We start from the raw sequence: 14,778 nt of genomic DNA, 5'->3' as shown, positions 1-14,778 counted from the left end.
TTCCCCTTGCACCTTGCGATAATCTCGCTAAAAGTGCCGCGACACAGGGTTTGCGGGCCTCTCCGCAGGCTCGCATTGAAACGGATCTCATTATCATGGCATCACATAAAGACGTGAAGAAAGTCGTTCTCGCCTATTCGGGCGGTCTCGACACCTCGATTATCCTGAAGTGGCTGCAGACGGAGCTTGGCGCCGAAGTCGTCACCTTCACCGCCGATCTCGGCCAGGGCGAAGAGCTGGAGCCGGCGCGCAAGAAGGCCGAGCTGCTCGGCATCAAGGAAATCTATATCGAGGATGTGCGCGAAGAGTTCGTGCGCGATTTCGTCTTCCCGATGTTCCGTGCCAATGCCGTTTATGAAGGCGTTTACCTGCTCGGCACCTCGATTGCCCGCCCGCTGATCTCCAAGCACCTGATCGAAATCGCCAAAAAGACTGGCGCCGATGCGATTGCTCATGGCGCCACCGGCAAGGGCAACGACCAGGTCCGTTTCGAACTGTCGGCTTATGCGCTGAACCCGGACATCAAGATCATCGCGCCATGGCGCGACTGGACGTTCAAGAGCCGCACCGACCTGCTCGAATTTGCCGAGAAGCACCAGATCCCGGTCGCCAAGGACAAGAAGGGCGAAGCGCCGTTCTCCGTCGACGCCAATCTTCTGCACTCCTCGTCCGAAGGTAAGGTTCTGGAAGATCCGTCGCAGGAAGCACCGGAGTATGTGCATATGCGGACGATTTCGCCGGAAGCCGCTCCCGACAAGGCGACCGTCATTAAGGTCGGCTTCGAGAAGGGTGATGCCGTCTCGATCAACGGCGAGCGCCTGAGCCCGGCGACGCTACTGGCAAAGCTCAATGATTATGGCCGCGACAACGGCATCGGCCGCCTCGATCTCGTCGAGAACCGCTTCGTCGGCATGAAATCGCGCGGCGTCTACGAGACCCCCGGCGGTACGATCCTGCTTGCCGCCCACCGCGCTATTGAATCGATCACGCTCGATCGCGGCGCTGCTCACCTCAAGGATGAGCTGATGCCGCGTTATGCGGAGCTGATCTATTACGGCTTCTGGTTCTCGCCGGAACGCGAAATGCTGCAGGCGCTGATCGACAAGAGCCAGGAGCACGTCGAAGGCGAAGTGACGTTGAAGCTCTACAAGGGCAATGTCATGACCATCGGCCGCGAAAGCCCGAAGTCGCTCTATTCCGACAAGCTGGTCACCTTCGAGGACGACCAGGGCGCCTACGACCAGAAGGATGCGGCCGGCTTCATCAAGCTCAACGCGCTGCGCCTGCGCACGCTCGCCAAGCGCAACCTGACCAAGTAAGCAGAATTGAAAGCAAATATAGCCCGCTTCCGATCATCGGAGGCGGGCTTGTCTTTTCCGGCTTGGTAGACGGGCTGGAGTTACTCCGCCGGCCTCAATTCGCGTTCCATCTCGACCGGCAGATCCGCATTCTGCAGATTGCTGCGGAAGGCGCGGAGCGCGTGATGCAGCTCGTCCTGCAGACCGTTATTGAAACCTTGCACCGCATCGCGCTCCACTGCACAGATCTCCTTGCCGATCTGCTTCAGCTTGGCGTCGGCGGCTTCCGACAACACGATGCGCTTGGCGCGGCGGTCGAGGGGATCAGGCTGCCGCTCGATCAGGCCGCGTGCCTGCAACTTGTCGAGGAAGGCGCTGACCGTCATCGGTTCCAGGCCCATGCGACAGGCGATGTCAAGCTGTCGGCTGCCATTGACCGCGGCAACCTGCATCAGCGTGCGCGCTTCGCCCGCCGTTAGGCCTAGTCCCGCGACCAGAATGCGCCGCTCGAAGGCCGCTCGCATCAATCGGGCGCAATCCGCTACCAGAAAGGCAAGCGAATCCGTATCTATCCTGCTGCTCATAAGCGCTTCCCTACCTACGCTTGTTTTTAGGCCCCGGTAAATTCTTAGTGATATCGCCCCCTAAATTCAATGGATTCTTTATTTTAAACACGACTCGGTTGGCTTGACCCGATTCGCCGTGTCGTTAGTCTGTCACAGTTGCCATCGGGAACTTTCAATATGACGCAATCACTTATCGTCGGCGCCTTTCTGGCGGCGTTGTTCTATGTGTTGATCCCCGGTCCGGCCTTTCTGGCGCTGCTCGGCATCGGTGCCGGACAAGGGCGCAAGGCCGGTGCCTTCTTCATGAGCGGCCATCTCGTCGGAGATCTCATATGGTCTTCGCTCGCCTTGGTTGCAATCGTTGGCGCAAAAACTCTCGGCACCTTCGTCTTCGATCTGCTTGGGTTGCTCTGTGGCTTCTATCTCGCCTGGATCGGCTGGAGTGCGGTGACAGCCAAGCCACGAGCGGACGGCAAGACGCTGCTCAATGTCGACCGTCCGTTCCGTCGCGGCCTGATCTTCGGCGTCACCAATCCGAAGGGATATCCGGTGGCGCTCGCGACCTTCACCGCGCTGGTGGCGGGGTCTGCCGGGGCCTTGACGTTCAATGCGCTCCCCTTGTTGGTTACCGTTTCTCTCGCCGGCTTCATCACCGCCGACATCATCCTGATCGGCATCATCGGCGCGGGTGTCGTCCGGCGTTTCTATCGCGCTCACGAGCGGCTGATCGTGCGTTGTTCCGGCGTGCTCTTCATGGGCTTTGCGGCGCAGGCGCTGTGGCATGCGACGCCGGGCCTGCTCGGCTGGCGCAAGGCCTGACCATTTCTCAATCTTTGTTCCGTCTCCGCCATACCAATCCGGCGGAGCGGGCCTTATATCGTGCTTCGATCAGAAGTTTGCCGAAAGGATGCCTCGCATGTCTTCCCACGCCGCCGTCAATCCCGCGCTCGTCGAATGGACCGGACACCAGGGCCTGCCACGTTTCGACGCTGTGAACGACGCCGATTTCGCGCCTGCCTTCGACGCGGCCCTTGCTTCCCACGAGACCGAGATCGAAGCGATCGCCAACAATGGCGAGGCGCCGACCTTCGCCAACACCGTCACCGCGCTCGAGATTGCCGGTGACGCGCTGTCGCGGGTGTCCGCGCTGTTCTGGAACAAAGCCGGAGCGCATACGAATGAGGTGATCCAGACGCTGGAGCGCCAGATCGCGCCGAAGATATCGCGGCATTATTCGAAGATCGGCATGAATGCAGCGCTTTTCGCCCGCATCGACGCGCTCTGGGAAGGGCGCGACGCTCTCGGCCTGACGCTGGAAGAGACCCGGGTTCTGGAGCGGCACTGGAAGGGTTTTGTGAAGTCGGGCGCCAAGCTGCCGAAGGTCGAGCAGGAGCGGCTTGCCACGATCAACGAAACCTTGGCGGGCCTCGGCGCGCAGTTCGGTCAGAATGTCCTCGGCGACGAAAAGAGCTGGGCGCTGATCCTTTCCGAAGACGCCGATCTTGCCGGCCTGCCCGATTATCTTAAGGACGCGATGGCGGCGGCAGCCCGGGAGCGGGGCGAGGAGGGCAAATATGCCGTCACCCTGTCGCGCTCGATCATCGAGCCGTTCCTAACGGCCTCCGAGCGCCGCGATCTGCGCGAACAGGCCTTCAAGGCCTGGGTGGCGCGCGGCGAAAATGGCGGCGAGACCGACAATCGCAAGATCATCCGCGAGACGCTGGCGCTGAGGGCCGAGAAGGCCAAGCTACTTGGCTACGCTAATTTTGCCGAGCTCAAGCTCGACAACACCATGGCGAAGACGCCGGAGGCGGTGAACGATCTCTTGAAGGCGGTTTGGGCGAAGGCTGCCGTGCGTGCCGGCGAGGAAGAGGCCGATATCGCCGCGCTGATTTCGCAGGAGGGCCGTAATCACGAGGTCATGCCCTGGGACTGGCGGCACTATGCCGAGAAGATCCGGACGCAGAAGTTTGATTTTTCCGAGGCCGAGCTGAAGCCCTATCTGCAGCTCGAAAAGATCATCGCCGCCTGCTTCGATGTCGCCGGGCGCCTGTTCGGCATCCGCGCCGTCGAGCAGAAGGGCGTTCCCGCCTATCACCCCGATGTCCGCGTCTTCGAAATCCGCGATCGTTCCGACAGGCTGGTGGCGCTGTTCCTCGGTGATTATTTCGCCCGCAGCTCGAAGCGTTCCGGCGCCTGGATGAGCTCGTTCCAGTCGCAGCATAAGTTGCGGCTGCCGAACGGCGATGTCGGCGAGCTGCCGATCATCTACAACGTCTGCAATTTCGCCAAGCCCGCCGAAGGCAAGCCGGCGCTCCTGTCGCTGGACGACGCCCGCACGCTGTTCCATGAATTCGGTCATGCGCTGCACGGTATGCTCTCCAACGTCACCTATCCCTCGGTTGCCGGCACCGGCGTGTCACGCGATTTCGTCGAACTGCCGTCGCAGCTCTATGAGCATTGGTTGACCGTGCCCGCCATCCTCAAGCAGTATGCCGTGCATTATGAGACCGGCGAGCCGATCCCGCAGGCACTGCTCGACAAGGTTCTCGCCGCCCGCACCTTCAATGCCGGCTTCAACACGGTGGAGTTCACCTCGTCGGCGCTGGTCGACATGGCCTTCCACACGCGTGGCGCCGTCGAGGATCCGATGGCGGTGCAGGCCGAGGTGCTCTCGGAAATCGGCATGCCGAAATCGATCGTCATGCGCCATGCCACGCCACATTTCCAGCATGTGTTTTCCGGCGACGGCTATTCGGCCGGGTATTATTCCTACATGTGGTCGGAAGTGCTCGACGCCGACGCCTTCTCCGCCTTCGAGGAAACCGGCGACGCCTTCAATGCGCAGATGGCCGAGAAACTGAAGGCCAACATCTATTCCGTCGGCGGCTCGATTGACCCGGAAGATGCCTACAAGGCCTTCCGCGGCAAGCTGCCAAGCCCGGATGCGATGCTGAGGAAGAAGGGGTTGGCGGCTTGATTTAGCCGAAGGGCGTGAGGCTCCATTCCGCGCAAGATGATAGGCGATTGAAGCGCTTATCATCTCTGTGCCATTCGCGATGACTAATCTCCCTTTTCGCTCGCCAGATTAGTCCCGGCGAGCGTTCTGCGCAGGCGCAGCAGATATTCGGCGCGATTGAACGGATCGGCACCAGAGCGCCGGCGCGATCGCTGTGAACCAGCCGCTGGGGCATAGTGATCAAAGGACGATTCCATGGTCCCCATGCCGCTCGTCAGCCCTGGCACCTGTTGCTGGATGTTTCGGATCATCGCAGACGCTATGGTGCCTTCCAGTCGGGCCGCATCGTTGGTAATCACGGAATCCTTCGTTGATGCGCCTGATTTCGCGAGCAAGGTGAGCAAGCCGTTCAACGTCGCTGCAGGAGCTTCGATGTAAAAGCGGTCGACTGGCTCGCATATGATGGTTTGCGCGGTCGATAGGGCGGTTGCCAGCACCAGAGGTGTCAATTGTCGAAAATCGGCGGCAGTGCTTGTCGGAGAACTCTGCCGGGCTGCGGTCATGGCCACATGGCAATCGATGACCTGCCAGCCGAAGATACCCTGCTTCAGCGTTTCGAATACGCTTTCCTCGACTGCGCGATAAAAGCTTGCGGGCATCTGACCAACATCTACTTCCAGCGCGAAACTATTGCCTGCCCCTTCCTGTCGCGGTTCGACGCGCAGTCCGACGGTCGCAATAAATGGATTGGGATACTTGAACATGATTTCGAGGCCAGTCCCGGTTTTGACAAGTCTCTCCACGCAAATGACCGTGCTTGCTTCAAATATCGCCTCAAGACCGAAGTCCGTCAGCAGCGTCGACTGGATGACCTCCTTTTGCACCTCGCCATACAGCGACACGAAGACTTCGTTTACGTCCTCGTCCCTGCGCAGATTGATCAACGGGTCCTGTTCGGCCAACTGGTTCAGCGCCAGCCAGAGCGCCGCATTGTCGGAGGGGCGCCGTGCGACGATGCGGGTTTCAAGGGTGGGCGGGGCAAAGTTAGCATGACCACCTGAGCGCGGGTCGGCTCCCAACGCATCGCCGATCCGAGCGTTGCTCAGGCCACTTACGCGGGTGATCTGCCCGGCTCGGGCGCTGGCAACATTATGAACCCGTCCTGCCTCGAAAACGTGGATTCCGGTCACCCTTGCCGCGCCTTTCGGCAATTCCAGATATTGCCGGAGCCGGATGGTGCCGGATGTAAGGTAGATATAGGACAGTTTTTCGCCGCCCCATCCGCGCTCGATCTTGAAGATCTTTCCGACGACCGGACCGTCCGAATCGAGGTCGCGGTGGGGGAGCATTGTCGCAATGGCCAATGCCAGGGCAGGCACGCCAACGCCGGTCATCGCGGCTCCCGCAAAGGCAGGATGCACCAGGCCTTTGGCGACCTGATCAACCAAAGAGCGTTCAAGTCTTTCGATGGTCAGACGATCCGGGGCCTGGACATAATCACCCAGCAGCGTGTCGTCATTTTCCGCCAGTGTTTCGCACAGGGCTGTGAAAACTGGTTCACCTCCCAAGTCACGCGCCTCCACCCGGGCAAGCTTGCTGCCGGCATCGATGATGGCCGACATCGCAATGGGCTGGACCGGCAATTGGCGGGCAATGGCTCCCAGCACGTCATCATATCGCGCGCCGAGGCGATCAACCTTGTTGATGAAGAACAGGAATGGAACGGCAAGACGTTGCAATGCCCGCACCAACACGCGCGTCTGTGCCTGCACGCCTTCGACCGCCGAAACAACGACCACTGCCGCGTCGAGCAGTCCAAGCACCCGCTCTACCTCAGCGATGAAATCAGGGTGGCCGGGCGTATCGATGAGATTAACGACCGTATCGCCGATGGTGAAAGACACGACGGCAGCCCTGATCGTGATGCCACGTTGTCGTTCGAGTTCGAGGCTATCCGTTTGTGTGCTGCCGGTGTCGACGCTGCCGAGCTTGTCGATGACGCCCGCGTCAAAAAGTAGTCGTTCGGTAAGGCTAGTCTTGCCTGCATCCACATGGGCCAGGATGCCCAGATTCAAAGTGCGCATGAACCCTCAACTTCTCAGAATTTCGAATGTGATTTTCGTGAGAAGTGAATCGGCGCATTGGAACCTCTACATGTTGGTAGCTATGGCTTGATGCGAAACCCTCTGTGGTTTTACAGAGGCGCGGGCTAAACTCTAAAGACGTATTCGAAAATATGTCAAGCAAGGCCATATCGCTGCTTTCGCGCCTCCCCCCTTTCGCAAACGCGAAAAAAAGGGTATGAGCGCGCCAAACGTAATTGGCGTGTTTACTTTATATCGCGCCTCAGCCCCAGAGATATAAGATTATGGCACTTCGCAACATCGCGATCATCGCGCACGTTGACCATGGGAAAACCACCCTCGTTGACGAGCTTCTGAAGCAGTCCGGTTCCTTCCGCGAGAACCAGCGCACCGTTGAGCGCATGATGGATTCCAACGATCTGGAAAAAGAGCGCGGTATCACCATTCTCGCCAAGGCGACCTCCGTCATCTGGAAGGGCGTTCGCATCAACATCGTCGACACGCCCGGCCACGCCGACTTCGGCGGTGAAGTCGAGCGCATCCTGTCGATGGTCGATGGTGCTATCGTGCTGGTCGATTCCTCGGAAGGCCCGATGCCGCAGACCAAGTTCGTGGTCGGCAAGGCGCTGAAAGTCGGTCTTCGCCCGATCGTCGCGATCAACAAGATCGACCGTCCGGACGCTCGCCATGAAGAAGTCATCAACGAAGTCTTCGATCTTTTCGCAGCGCTCGACGCCACCGACGAGCAGCTCGATTTCCCGATCCTGTACGGCTCTGGCCGCGCCGGCTGGATGAACTATTCGCCGGAAGGCCCGGTTGAGGAGGGCCTTGGTCCGCTTCTCGATCTGGTGCTGAAGCATGTGCCGGAGCCGAGTGTCGGCGAAGAAGATGGCGCATTCCGCATGATCGGCACGCTTCTCGAAGCCAATCCTTTCCTCGGCCGCCTCATCACTGGCCGTATTCATTCCGGCTCGATCAAGCCGAACCAGGCCGTCAAGGTTCTGGGCCAGGACGGCAAGCTGATCGAAACCGGCCGCATTTCCAAGATCCTCGCCTTCCGTGGCATCGAGCGCACGCCGATCGATGAAGCCCATGCAGGCGATATCGTCGCCATCGCCGGCCTGTCCAAGGGCACCGTCGCCGACACGTTCTGCGATCCGTCGGTGACCGAGGCGCTGCACGCCCAACCGATCGATCCGCCGACCGTCACCATGTCCTTTATCGTTAACGACAGCCCGCTGGCTGGCACCGAAGGCGACAAGGTTACTTCGCGCGTCATCCGCGACCGCTTGTTCAAGGAAGCCGAAGGCAACGTCGCGCTGAAGATCGAAGAAGCCGAAGGCAAGGATTCGTTCTACGTCTCCGGCCGCGGCGAATTGCAGCTCGCCGTTCTGATCGAAACCATGCGCCGTGAAGGCTTCGAGCTTGCCGTGTCGCGTCCGCGCGTCGTCATGCACAAGGACGAAGCCACGGGCGTGATGCTGGAGCCGATCGAAGAAGTCGTCATCGACGTCGATGAAGAACATTCCGGTGTGGTCGTGCAGAAGATGTCCGAGCGCAAGGCAGAAATGGTCGAGCTTCGTCCGTCCGGCGGCAATCGCCTGCGCCTGAAGTTCTTTGCACCGACCCGCGGCCTCATCGGCTATCAGTCGGAACTGCTGACGGATACGCGCGGCACTGCCATCATGAACCGTCTGTTCCATGATTATCAGCCCTTCAAGGGCGCGATCGGCGGCCGCTCCAACGGTGTCCTGCTGTCCAACGCATCCGGCGAAGCCGTCGCCTACGCGATGTTCAACCTGGAAGATCGCGGTCCGATGATCATCGATCCGGGTGAAAAGGTTTATGCCGGCATGATTATCGGCATCCACACACGCGACAACGACCTTGAAGTCAACGTCCTCAAGGGCAAGCAATTGACCAACATCCGCTCGGTCAACAAGGACGAGGCCGTCAAGCTGACGCCGCCGATCCGCATGACGCTTGACCGCGCGCTCTCCTGGATCCAGGACGACGAGCTGATGGAAGTCACGCCGAAGTCGATTCGTCTGCGCAAGATGTATCTCGACCCGAACGAGCGTAAGCGCATGGAAAAGGCGCGTTCTGCTTAACGGAACGGCCTGTATCGCTTCGAACCACTCAACCCCGGCCATTGTGCCGGGGTTTTATTTTGTGTGTTCGATTTTTGGACCCTTGTGGCAAAGGTTAAAAAGGCGTTAATTTTCAGCAGTCGTCCACGGATAAAGGCTGTGGGCAAGTCGGCCGTCTTCGTAAATGAGGATGGTTAATTTGGGCTGGCGAGACCAGAGTAAACGTTATGAAGACGTTGTCGATTGATGTTCGGCGGGCAGAACCGCATGATGCCCGGGCCATTTCGGAGGTGCACCGCCAGTCGTGGCAGTACACCTATTCCGGCATCATTCCGCATCGTGCGCTGAGCCAGATGATCGAACGGCGCGGCGAAAGCTGGTGGCGCAAGGCGACCAGCGGTCCGGCCACGCTTCTCGTTCTCGATGTCGCCGGCGAGATTGCCGGCTATGCCACGCTCGGTCTCAACCGCGCCCGCGCTCTGCCGCAGGAAGGCGAGATCTACGAGCTTTATCTTCGCCCGGAATATCAGGGTATCGGTCTTGGCCGGCTGCTGTTTGGTGAAGCGCGCCGGTTGTTGAAGTCGCTCGGCTGCAAGGGTCTTGTCGTCTGGTGCCTCGAAGAGAACGAGAATGCCGACCGGTTCTATCGCGGCCAGGGCGGCGCCGATTTCTGTGAGGGTGTCGAGACCTTCGACCGCAAGCAGATCAAGAAGATCGGCTTCGTCTGGCCTTGAGAGTGCCGCATCGTCTCGGCTGCGATCCCCGATAAAATCCCGTACTCTACCAATGCATTGTTGCGTTGCGGAATGATTCCGATTATCTGGCTTGCGGCAACCATCCTGAATATTTAGGGGACACGCATGCGTATCGACGCGATTTCCATTGGTAAGAACCCGCCCGAAGACGTCAACGTCATCGTTGAAGTTCCGGTCGGCGGTCACCCGATCAAGTATGAAATGGACAAGGAGGCCGGCACGCTGGTCGTCGACCGTTTCCTCTACACGCCGATGACCTATCCGGGCAATTACGGCTTCGTTCCCCACACGCTTTCCGAAGACGGCGACCCGATCGACGTGCTGATCGCCAGCACTCGTCCGCTGGTGCCGGGCTGCGTCATCAATGTTCGCCCGATCGGCGTGCTGAAGATGGAAGACAATTCCGGCAAGGACGAAAAGATCATTGCCGTTCCGTCGCCGAAGCTGACGCTGCGCTACGAAAAGGTCAAGGAACATACCGACCTGCCGGAGATCACGCTGAAGCAGATCGAGCATTTCTTTGCGCACTACAAGGATTTGGAACCCGGCAAATGGGTGAAGATCTATGGCTGGGGCGGTTCCAAGGAAGCTGGTGAGCTTATTCTCGAAGCCATCGAGCGCGCCAAGAAGGCGAAGGCCTGATCAGTCCTTCACGATAGTTTTCAGCCTGCCTATCAAATCCTCCGGGTCGCCATCGATCCGGAGGATTTTTTTACGTGCTGTGTCGCCGGAAATCACGCTGAGCGAGGATTTGGGGATGCTAAGGCGCTTGGCCAGCAGCGCGATCAGCGCCTTGTTGGCCTTGCCCTTTTCCGGCACAGCGGACACTCTGACCTTCAGATAGGCCTCACCATCGGCTCCGGTCTCGATACCATCAATGGCGTCACGCCCGCCATTGGGCGTGAGCCGGACCGATAATCTCACATGCTCGGCAAAAGCTTGCCAAGCGTCGCTCACTACAGAAACATTGGGTAGATGGAAGTTCTCAGGAGCTGCCGCAAGAAAAAGATAATTAGCAGTAGGATGATCGGCGAAATATCGATGCCGCCGAGATTGGGCAGTATGCGGCGGATCGGGCGCAGCGCCGGTTCGGTGACTGCATACAGAAAGCTTCCGACCGAATTGACGAACTGATTGCTCGAATTGATGACGTTGAAAGCATAGAGCCAAGAGAAGATGGCGCTGGCGATCAGCACCCAGGTATAAAGATTCAAAGCCAGATCAATGGTTTGAAATAAGGCGAGCATGTCCGTCTCCATTTCGTGGTTGACAGACATGTAGACATTGGCGACTTAACGGGCAAGCCCCATGCTTTGACACAGGCTGAATCATGCCTAACAGGCCGAGCGAGCGCGTTCTGCGCCATTGCTCCGGTCGGAAAGTCTCACATATGTCGTTGGTTGCCAGCGGAGACAGATTTGCCGCGTTCCGGCATATCGCCTACACCTATTTCTTCTTTGCCCGTTTTCTGACCGGCTTTGCCACGCAGGTCGTCAGCGTTTCCGTCGGCTGGCAGATGTACGAGCATACCGGCAAGCCGATCTATCTCGGCCTGATCGGCCTGGTGCAGTTCCTGCCGTCGCTGCTGCTGATCCTGGTGACCGGCACTGTGGCCGACCGCTACAACAGGCGCATGATTGCCGCCATCTGCATTCTCGTCGGGACGATCTGCACGGCTGTGCTGCTGTTTCTGACGGTCACCAACACGTTCGCGCCGTTTCCGGTCTTCCTCATTCTTACGGTCTTCGGCATCGAGCGCGCGTTCATGACGCCGGCGACACAGTCGCTTGCTCCCAATCTCATTCCACCTGCGGATCTTTCGAACGCGGTAACCTGGAATTCGATGTCCTGGGACGCCGCCGCCATCCTTGGCCCGGTCGCCGGCGGCCTGCTTTACGGCATCGGCCCGAGCGTTTCCTATGGCGTCGCCGTCCTGTTCTTCGCGGCCGGTTCTGTGCTCACCTTTCTCATTCCGAAGCCGCAGCAGCGCGTGGCCCATCAATCGAAGAGTCTGAACGAAATCCTTGCTGGCTTCCGTTTCATCTGGTCGGAGAAGGTGGTGCTGGGCGCAGTCTCGCTCGACCTGTTCGCCGTGCTGCTCGGCGGCGCCGTGGCGCTGATGCCGATCTTTGCACGCGATATTCTGACGCTCGGTCCCTGGGGCCTCGGCCTCCTGCGCGCCGCGCCGAGCTTCGGCGCCATCGCCATGGGCCTGTTTCTGGCGACCTATCCCATCCGGCACCGGGCTGGGATCTGCATGTTTATTGGCGTCGGCATGTTTGGCCTGGGAACGCTGATCTTCGGCATATCGCATACGCCGTGGCTGTCGATCACGGCCCTTGCGATCATGGGCGCGTCGGACCTGATCTCGGTCTATGTTCGCGAAACCCTGATCACGCTTTGGACGCCGGATCATGTGCGCGGCCGCGTCAACGCCGTCAACATGGTCTTTGTCGGCGCCTCGAACGAGCTCGGCGAATTCCGGGCGGGCACCATGGCCAGCTATTTCGGCGCCATCCCTGCCGTCGTCATCGGCGGCATCGGCACGCTGGCGGTGGCGATCATCTGGGCGACGGGCTTCCCGCAACTGCGCAAGATCGACAGTTTGAACGCACCGGACCGCGAGGGCGCGCCGCAGGCGGCGTAAAGGTGCACCATGGTAAAGCAGCCGGATCGATATAGTTCATTCTCAACGCTGCGAGAGCATGAAACCGAGGGTGTCGACTATCGCATCCGTGTGGAAGCGAGATCATCGCCGGCCACCATCATTGCTCCCCACGGAGGTTTCATCGAGCCCACGACGTCGGAGATCGCGCTGGAAATGGCGTCCGACACTTTCTCCGCTTACTGCTTCGAGGGATTGAGAGCGGGCAGGGCGCATCATGAGCTGCACATCACCTCGGACCGTTTTGACGAGCCGAAGGCGCGTGCTCTGGTTTCGGCATCCTCGATTGTCGTTGCCATTCACGGCCGGATCGACAGGGACGATCCGGAGGCCTCCTGGGTCGGTGGCCTTGATGAGGTCCTTCGCGACGTGATCGTGCAAGCATTGTCCGAGGGTGCGTTCAGGGCCGTTGCGAGAGTGAAGGGCGAGCCTCTGGCAGGCACGGCGGCTGGCAATATATGTAATGGCGGCAAGCGGAATGTGGGCGTTCAGCTGGAGATCCCGAGAACGCTGCGGGACGAGCTTGCTGCCGATAGCGAACGCTTAAGGCGCTACGCCGCGTCGGTGCGTCAAGCAATTAGGCGATACATGTCGATGTTGGAGCCGAGCTGAGATATCGGGCAGCTCAAGCCGCCATCGCCTGCTTGCCCTCGAACACCATGTCGAGGAATTCGGAGAGCCAGGTTTTCAGCGGCGGATCGAAGATCATGCGGCCTTCCAGATGCTCGCGGCCCTGCTGGGCGTTCGGCATGCAGAAGCGGTGTTCGCCGTGCACGACCCAGCGCTGCATCATCGCACGCGTGAGTTCTGCGTGGAACTGCAGGCCCCAGGCATTGGCGCCATAGCGGTAAGCCTGGTTGGGATAGGTCTCGCCGGTTGCCAGCAGCTCGGCGCCGTGCGGCAGGTCGAAGCCTTCGCGGTGGAAGTGATAGACCATTTGCGGCCAGCGGCGCATCAGAAGCCGGCCCCTTTCAGTCGGCTGCAGCGGATACCAGCCAATTTCGGTCTTGCCGTCGTCGCGCGCCTTCACCTTGGCGCCGAGATGGCGGGCAAGCATCTGCGCGCCGAGACAGATGCCGAGATAGGGGCGGTTTTCCTTGAGCGGCACATCAAGCCAGTCAATCTCCGCCTTGACGAAATCGTCGGGATCATTGGCGCTCATCGGCCCGCCGAAGACCACCGCGCCCGCGTGACCCTCCAGCGTCGTCGGCAGTCCATCGCCGAGCACCGGGCGGCGGACATCGAGATCATAGCCCTTGTCCAGAAGCATGTGACCGACGCGGCCGGGGCTGGAGCGCTCCTGGTGCAACACGATCAGGACGGGGCGGCGATCCTTGCCGCGCCGTGGCGCTTCAATCATCATCGCCAGTCTCCATCGCGTGGCCCGGGGCGCGGGCAGCGGCCTCCTGGCGTTTCACGATGCGCTCGCGATCGGAGATGCCCATGAGATCGGCGATCCGCCAGATCGCGTGATCCTCCATCTCGCTGCGCTCGCCATCGGCATAGACGATGTCCCAGAGGATGCCGAGGAGCTCAAGTCGCTGCTCGCTATTCAGATGGCGTTTCAGGTCGGAGGTGAAGCGGTAGTAATCGACCGCCTCGCTCTCGGCTTCCTGGCCGGCGGCGATCAGCGCGTCGAGCTGGCGGCCGTCGAGACCGTACTGGCTCTTCAATAGCTTGCGCAGCCGTTTTTTTTCGCTGTCCTCGATCTTGCCGTCCGCTTCCATCACCTGAAAACACAGAGCCGCCACCGCGATGCGCGGGTCGTCTGGTGCAAAACCGGATTTGGAGTGGTCTTTCGTCAGGCTGTGGAAAAATTCCTGAAAGCGTTCAAACATTCGGTTCCATTCTTAGAGCAACTGAGCACTTTCTTCCGGAAAGCGCTGCGCGCTCCCTGAGATCATGCCCTAGAACAACTTGAGCCGTGTCTTGGGGTCCGGTTCAAGTTCTCGATTTTTCACACCCGGATCATCCGGCGCACCGCCGAAGAAGGGCCTTGGTTCCGGCTCCTTCGCCGGCTCGGTTGCGGCGGCGGCTGTTGCCGGCTTCGCCGCGATTGGTTCCAGCTCTATAACAGAGGTGCGGGTAGTCGGCGATGCAACTATTGGTGAAGTCGCCTTTACCGCAGCGGTTGCGGGAGTAGCCTCGCGCATCGGCGGCAGCGACTTCAGCGCGGCATCGACCGAAACGGCCGCGCCTTCTTCCAGTGGTCCCTCGATCTGGCCGAAGGGTGCTTTCCATTCGAAGGCATCGAGCCGGCCGGTGATGGGCGACAGTGGCAGCCATTTGTCGGAGACGAAGCCGTCGGCCACCCAGGCCGGATCACGCGGTGCGCGCAGCGCCTGCGCCATCCAGTGGCGG

The 14,778-nt window shown here is 60.0% G+C and carries 14 protein-coding genes and 1 pseudogene; 8 read left to right on the top strand and 7 right to left on the bottom strand.

All coding sequences use genetic code 11. From position 1 onward, the window contains the following. Positions 1 to 95: 95 nt before the first annotated feature. Positions 96 to 1,319, top strand: a complete 1,224-nt coding sequence (locus PMI03_RS12790; protein ID WP_007693714.1) for an argininosuccinate synthase — start codon at positions 96 to 98, stop codon at positions 1,317 to 1,319. 80 nt (positions 1,320 to 1,399) lie between these two features. Here the strand turns inward: PMI03_RS12790 and PMI03_RS12785 are convergent, their stop codons facing one another. Further along, positions 1,400 to 1,882, bottom strand: a complete 483-nt coding sequence (locus PMI03_RS12785) for a MarR family winged helix-turn-helix transcriptional regulator (RefSeq protein WP_007693713.1) — start codon at positions 1,880 to 1,882, stop codon at positions 1,400 to 1,402. A gap of 159 nt (positions 1,883 to 2,041) precedes the next feature. Here PMI03_RS12785 and PMI03_RS12780 point away from each other — a divergent pair, with 159 nt between their 5' ends. Next, positions 2,042 to 2,683 carry a LysE family translocator gene (locus PMI03_RS12780; protein ID WP_007693712.1) on the top strand — a complete coding sequence of 214 codons (642 nt, stop codon included), beginning with the start codon at positions 2,042 to 2,044 and terminating at the stop codon, positions 2,681 to 2,683. Between the two features lie 97 nt (positions 2,684 to 2,780). Further along, positions 2,781 to 4,844 carry a M3 family metallopeptidase gene (locus tag PMI03_RS12775; protein ID WP_007693711.1) on the top strand — a complete coding sequence of 688 codons (2,064 nt, stop codon included), beginning with the start codon at positions 2,781 to 2,783 and terminating at the stop codon, positions 4,842 to 4,844. A gap of 83 nt (positions 4,845 to 4,927) precedes the next feature. Here the strand turns inward: PMI03_RS12775 and PMI03_RS12770 are convergent, their stop codons facing one another. Further along, on the bottom strand, positions 4,928 to 6,907 hold the full coding sequence (locus PMI03_RS12770) for a translation factor GTPase family protein (protein ID WP_007693710.1): 1,980 nt from the start codon (positions 6,905 to 6,907) through the stop codon (positions 4,928 to 4,930). 284 nt (positions 6,908 to 7,191) lie between these two features. Here PMI03_RS12770 and typA point away from each other — a divergent pair, with 284 nt between their 5' ends. The 3 genes from typA (at position 7,192) to ppa (ending at position 10,394) form a co-directional block, all read left to right on the top strand. Then, the gene (typA, locus tag PMI03_RS12765) at positions 7,192 to 9,018 is read left to right on the top strand and encodes a translational GTPase TypA (RefSeq protein WP_007693709.1); all 1,827 of its coding nucleotides are present in this window, start codon (positions 7,192 to 7,194) and stop codon (positions 9,016 to 9,018) included. Between the two features lie 206 nt (positions 9,019 to 9,224). Continuing rightward, on the top strand, positions 9,225 to 9,731 hold the full coding sequence (locus tag PMI03_RS12760; RefSeq protein WP_007693708.1) for a GNAT family N-acetyltransferase: 507 nt from the start codon (positions 9,225 to 9,227) through the stop codon (positions 9,729 to 9,731). A 126-nt stretch (positions 9,732 to 9,857) separates the two neighbouring features. Continuing rightward, complete coding sequence (gene ppa, locus PMI03_RS12755) at positions 9,858 to 10,394, top strand: inorganic diphosphatase (RefSeq protein WP_007693707.1); 537 nt, start codon at positions 9,858 to 9,860, stop codon at positions 10,392 to 10,394. Here the strand turns inward: ppa and PMI03_RS12750 are convergent, their stop codons facing one another. Next, positions 10,395 to 10,709: a DUF167 domain-containing protein gene (locus tag PMI03_RS12750; protein ID WP_007693705.1), complete on the bottom strand. Its 315-nt coding sequence runs from the start codon at positions 10,707 to 10,709 to the stop codon at positions 10,395 to 10,397. Then, entirely contained in the window at positions 10,709 to 10,999 is a 291-nt protein-coding gene (locus tag PMI03_RS12745) for a YggT family protein (RefSeq protein ID WP_007693703.1), read from the bottom strand. Before PMI03_RS12745 ends, PMI03_RS12750 begins: the two co-directional genes overlap by 1 nt. A 143-nt stretch (positions 11,000 to 11,142) precedes the next feature. On the opposite strand from PMI03_RS12745, the gene PMI03_RS12740 reads away from it, so the two are divergent. Continuing rightward, entirely contained in the window at positions 11,143 to 12,399 is a 1,257-nt protein-coding gene (locus PMI03_RS12740) for an MFS transporter (RefSeq protein WP_039973920.1), read from the top strand. A gap of 9 nt (positions 12,400 to 12,408) precedes the next feature. After that, positions 12,409 to 13,029, top strand: coding sequence for a poly-gamma-glutamate hydrolase family protein (locus PMI03_RS12735; RefSeq protein ID WP_007693699.1), 621 nt, complete (start codon positions 12,409 to 12,411; stop codon positions 13,027 to 13,029). Positions 13,030 to 13,042: 13 nt separating this feature from the next. On the opposite strand, the gene PMI03_RS12730 is transcribed toward PMI03_RS12735, so the two are convergent. The 3 genes and pseudogenes from PMI03_RS12730 to PMI03_RS12720 all read right to left on the bottom strand — a co-directional run. Continuing rightward, the gene (locus tag PMI03_RS12730; protein ID WP_007693697.1) at positions 13,043 to 13,777 is read right to left on the bottom strand and encodes a glutamine amidotransferase; all 735 of its coding nucleotides are present in this window, start codon (positions 13,775 to 13,777) and stop codon (positions 13,043 to 13,045) included. Then, the gene (locus tag PMI03_RS12725) at positions 13,770 to 14,255 is read right to left on the bottom strand and encodes a TerB family tellurite resistance protein (protein ID WP_007693694.1); all 486 of its coding nucleotides are present in this window, start codon (positions 14,253 to 14,255) and stop codon (positions 13,770 to 13,772) included. Before PMI03_RS12725 ends, PMI03_RS12730 begins: the two co-directional genes overlap by 8 nt. A gap of 69 nt (positions 14,256 to 14,324) precedes the next feature. Beyond that, a pseudogene (locus PMI03_RS12720) lies at positions 14,325 to 14,778 on the bottom strand (heme biosynthesis protein HemY); the annotation flags it as partial.

It is taken from the genome of Rhizobium sp. AP16 (genome assembly GCF_000281735.1).
GTDB lineage: Bacteria > Pseudomonadota > Alphaproteobacteria > Rhizobiales > Rhizobiaceae > Rhizobium > Rhizobium rhizogenes.
Note: the sequence above shows the minus strand (reverse complement) of the source record. Positions and strands in the feature narration are given on the sequence as shown.

Excerpts from the sequence above, each read along its gene's own strand:
- PMI03_RS12790 (WP_007693714.1), top strand. The coding sequence starts at position 96 with ATGGCATCACATAAAGACGTGAAGAAAGTCGTTCTCGCCTATTCGGGC.
- PMI03_RS12785 (WP_007693713.1), bottom strand. The coding sequence starts at position 1,882 with ATGAGCAGCAGGATAGATACGGATTCGCTTGCCTTTCTGGTAGCGGAT.
- PMI03_RS12780 (WP_007693712.1), top strand. The coding sequence starts at position 2,042 with ATGACGCAATCACTTATCGTCGGCGCCTTTCTGGCGGCGTTGTTCTAT.
- PMI03_RS12775 (WP_007693711.1), top strand. The coding sequence starts at position 2,781 with ATGTCTTCCCACGCCGCCGTCAATCCCGCGCTCGTCGAATGGACCGGA.
- PMI03_RS12770 (WP_007693710.1), bottom strand. The coding sequence starts at position 6,907 with ATGCGCACTTTGAATCTGGGCATCCTGGCCCATGTGGATGCAGGCAAG.
- typA (WP_007693709.1), top strand. The coding sequence starts at position 7,192 with ATGGCACTTCGCAACATCGCGATCATCGCGCACGTTGACCATGGGAAA.
- PMI03_RS12760 (WP_007693708.1), top strand. The coding sequence starts at position 9,225 with ATGAAGACGTTGTCGATTGATGTTCGGCGGGCAGAACCGCATGATGCC.
- ppa (WP_007693707.1), top strand. The coding sequence starts at position 9,858 with ATGCGTATCGACGCGATTTCCATTGGTAAGAACCCGCCCGAAGACGTC.
- PMI03_RS12745 (WP_007693703.1), bottom strand. The coding sequence starts at position 10,999 with ATGCTCGCCTTATTTCAAACCATTGATCTGGCTTTGAATCTTTATACC.
- PMI03_RS12740 (WP_039973920.1), top strand. The coding sequence starts at position 11,143 with ATGTCGTTGGTTGCCAGCGGAGACAGATTTGCCGCGTTCCGGCATATC.
- PMI03_RS12735 (WP_007693699.1), top strand. The coding sequence starts at position 12,409 with ATGGTAAAGCAGCCGGATCGATATAGTTCATTCTCAACGCTGCGAGAG.
- PMI03_RS12730 (WP_007693697.1), bottom strand. The coding sequence starts at position 13,777 with ATGATTGAAGCGCCACGGCGCGGCAAGGATCGCCGCCCCGTCCTGATC.
- PMI03_RS12725 (WP_007693694.1), bottom strand. The coding sequence starts at position 14,255 with ATGTTTGAACGCTTTCAGGAATTTTTCCACAGCCTGACGAAAGACCAC.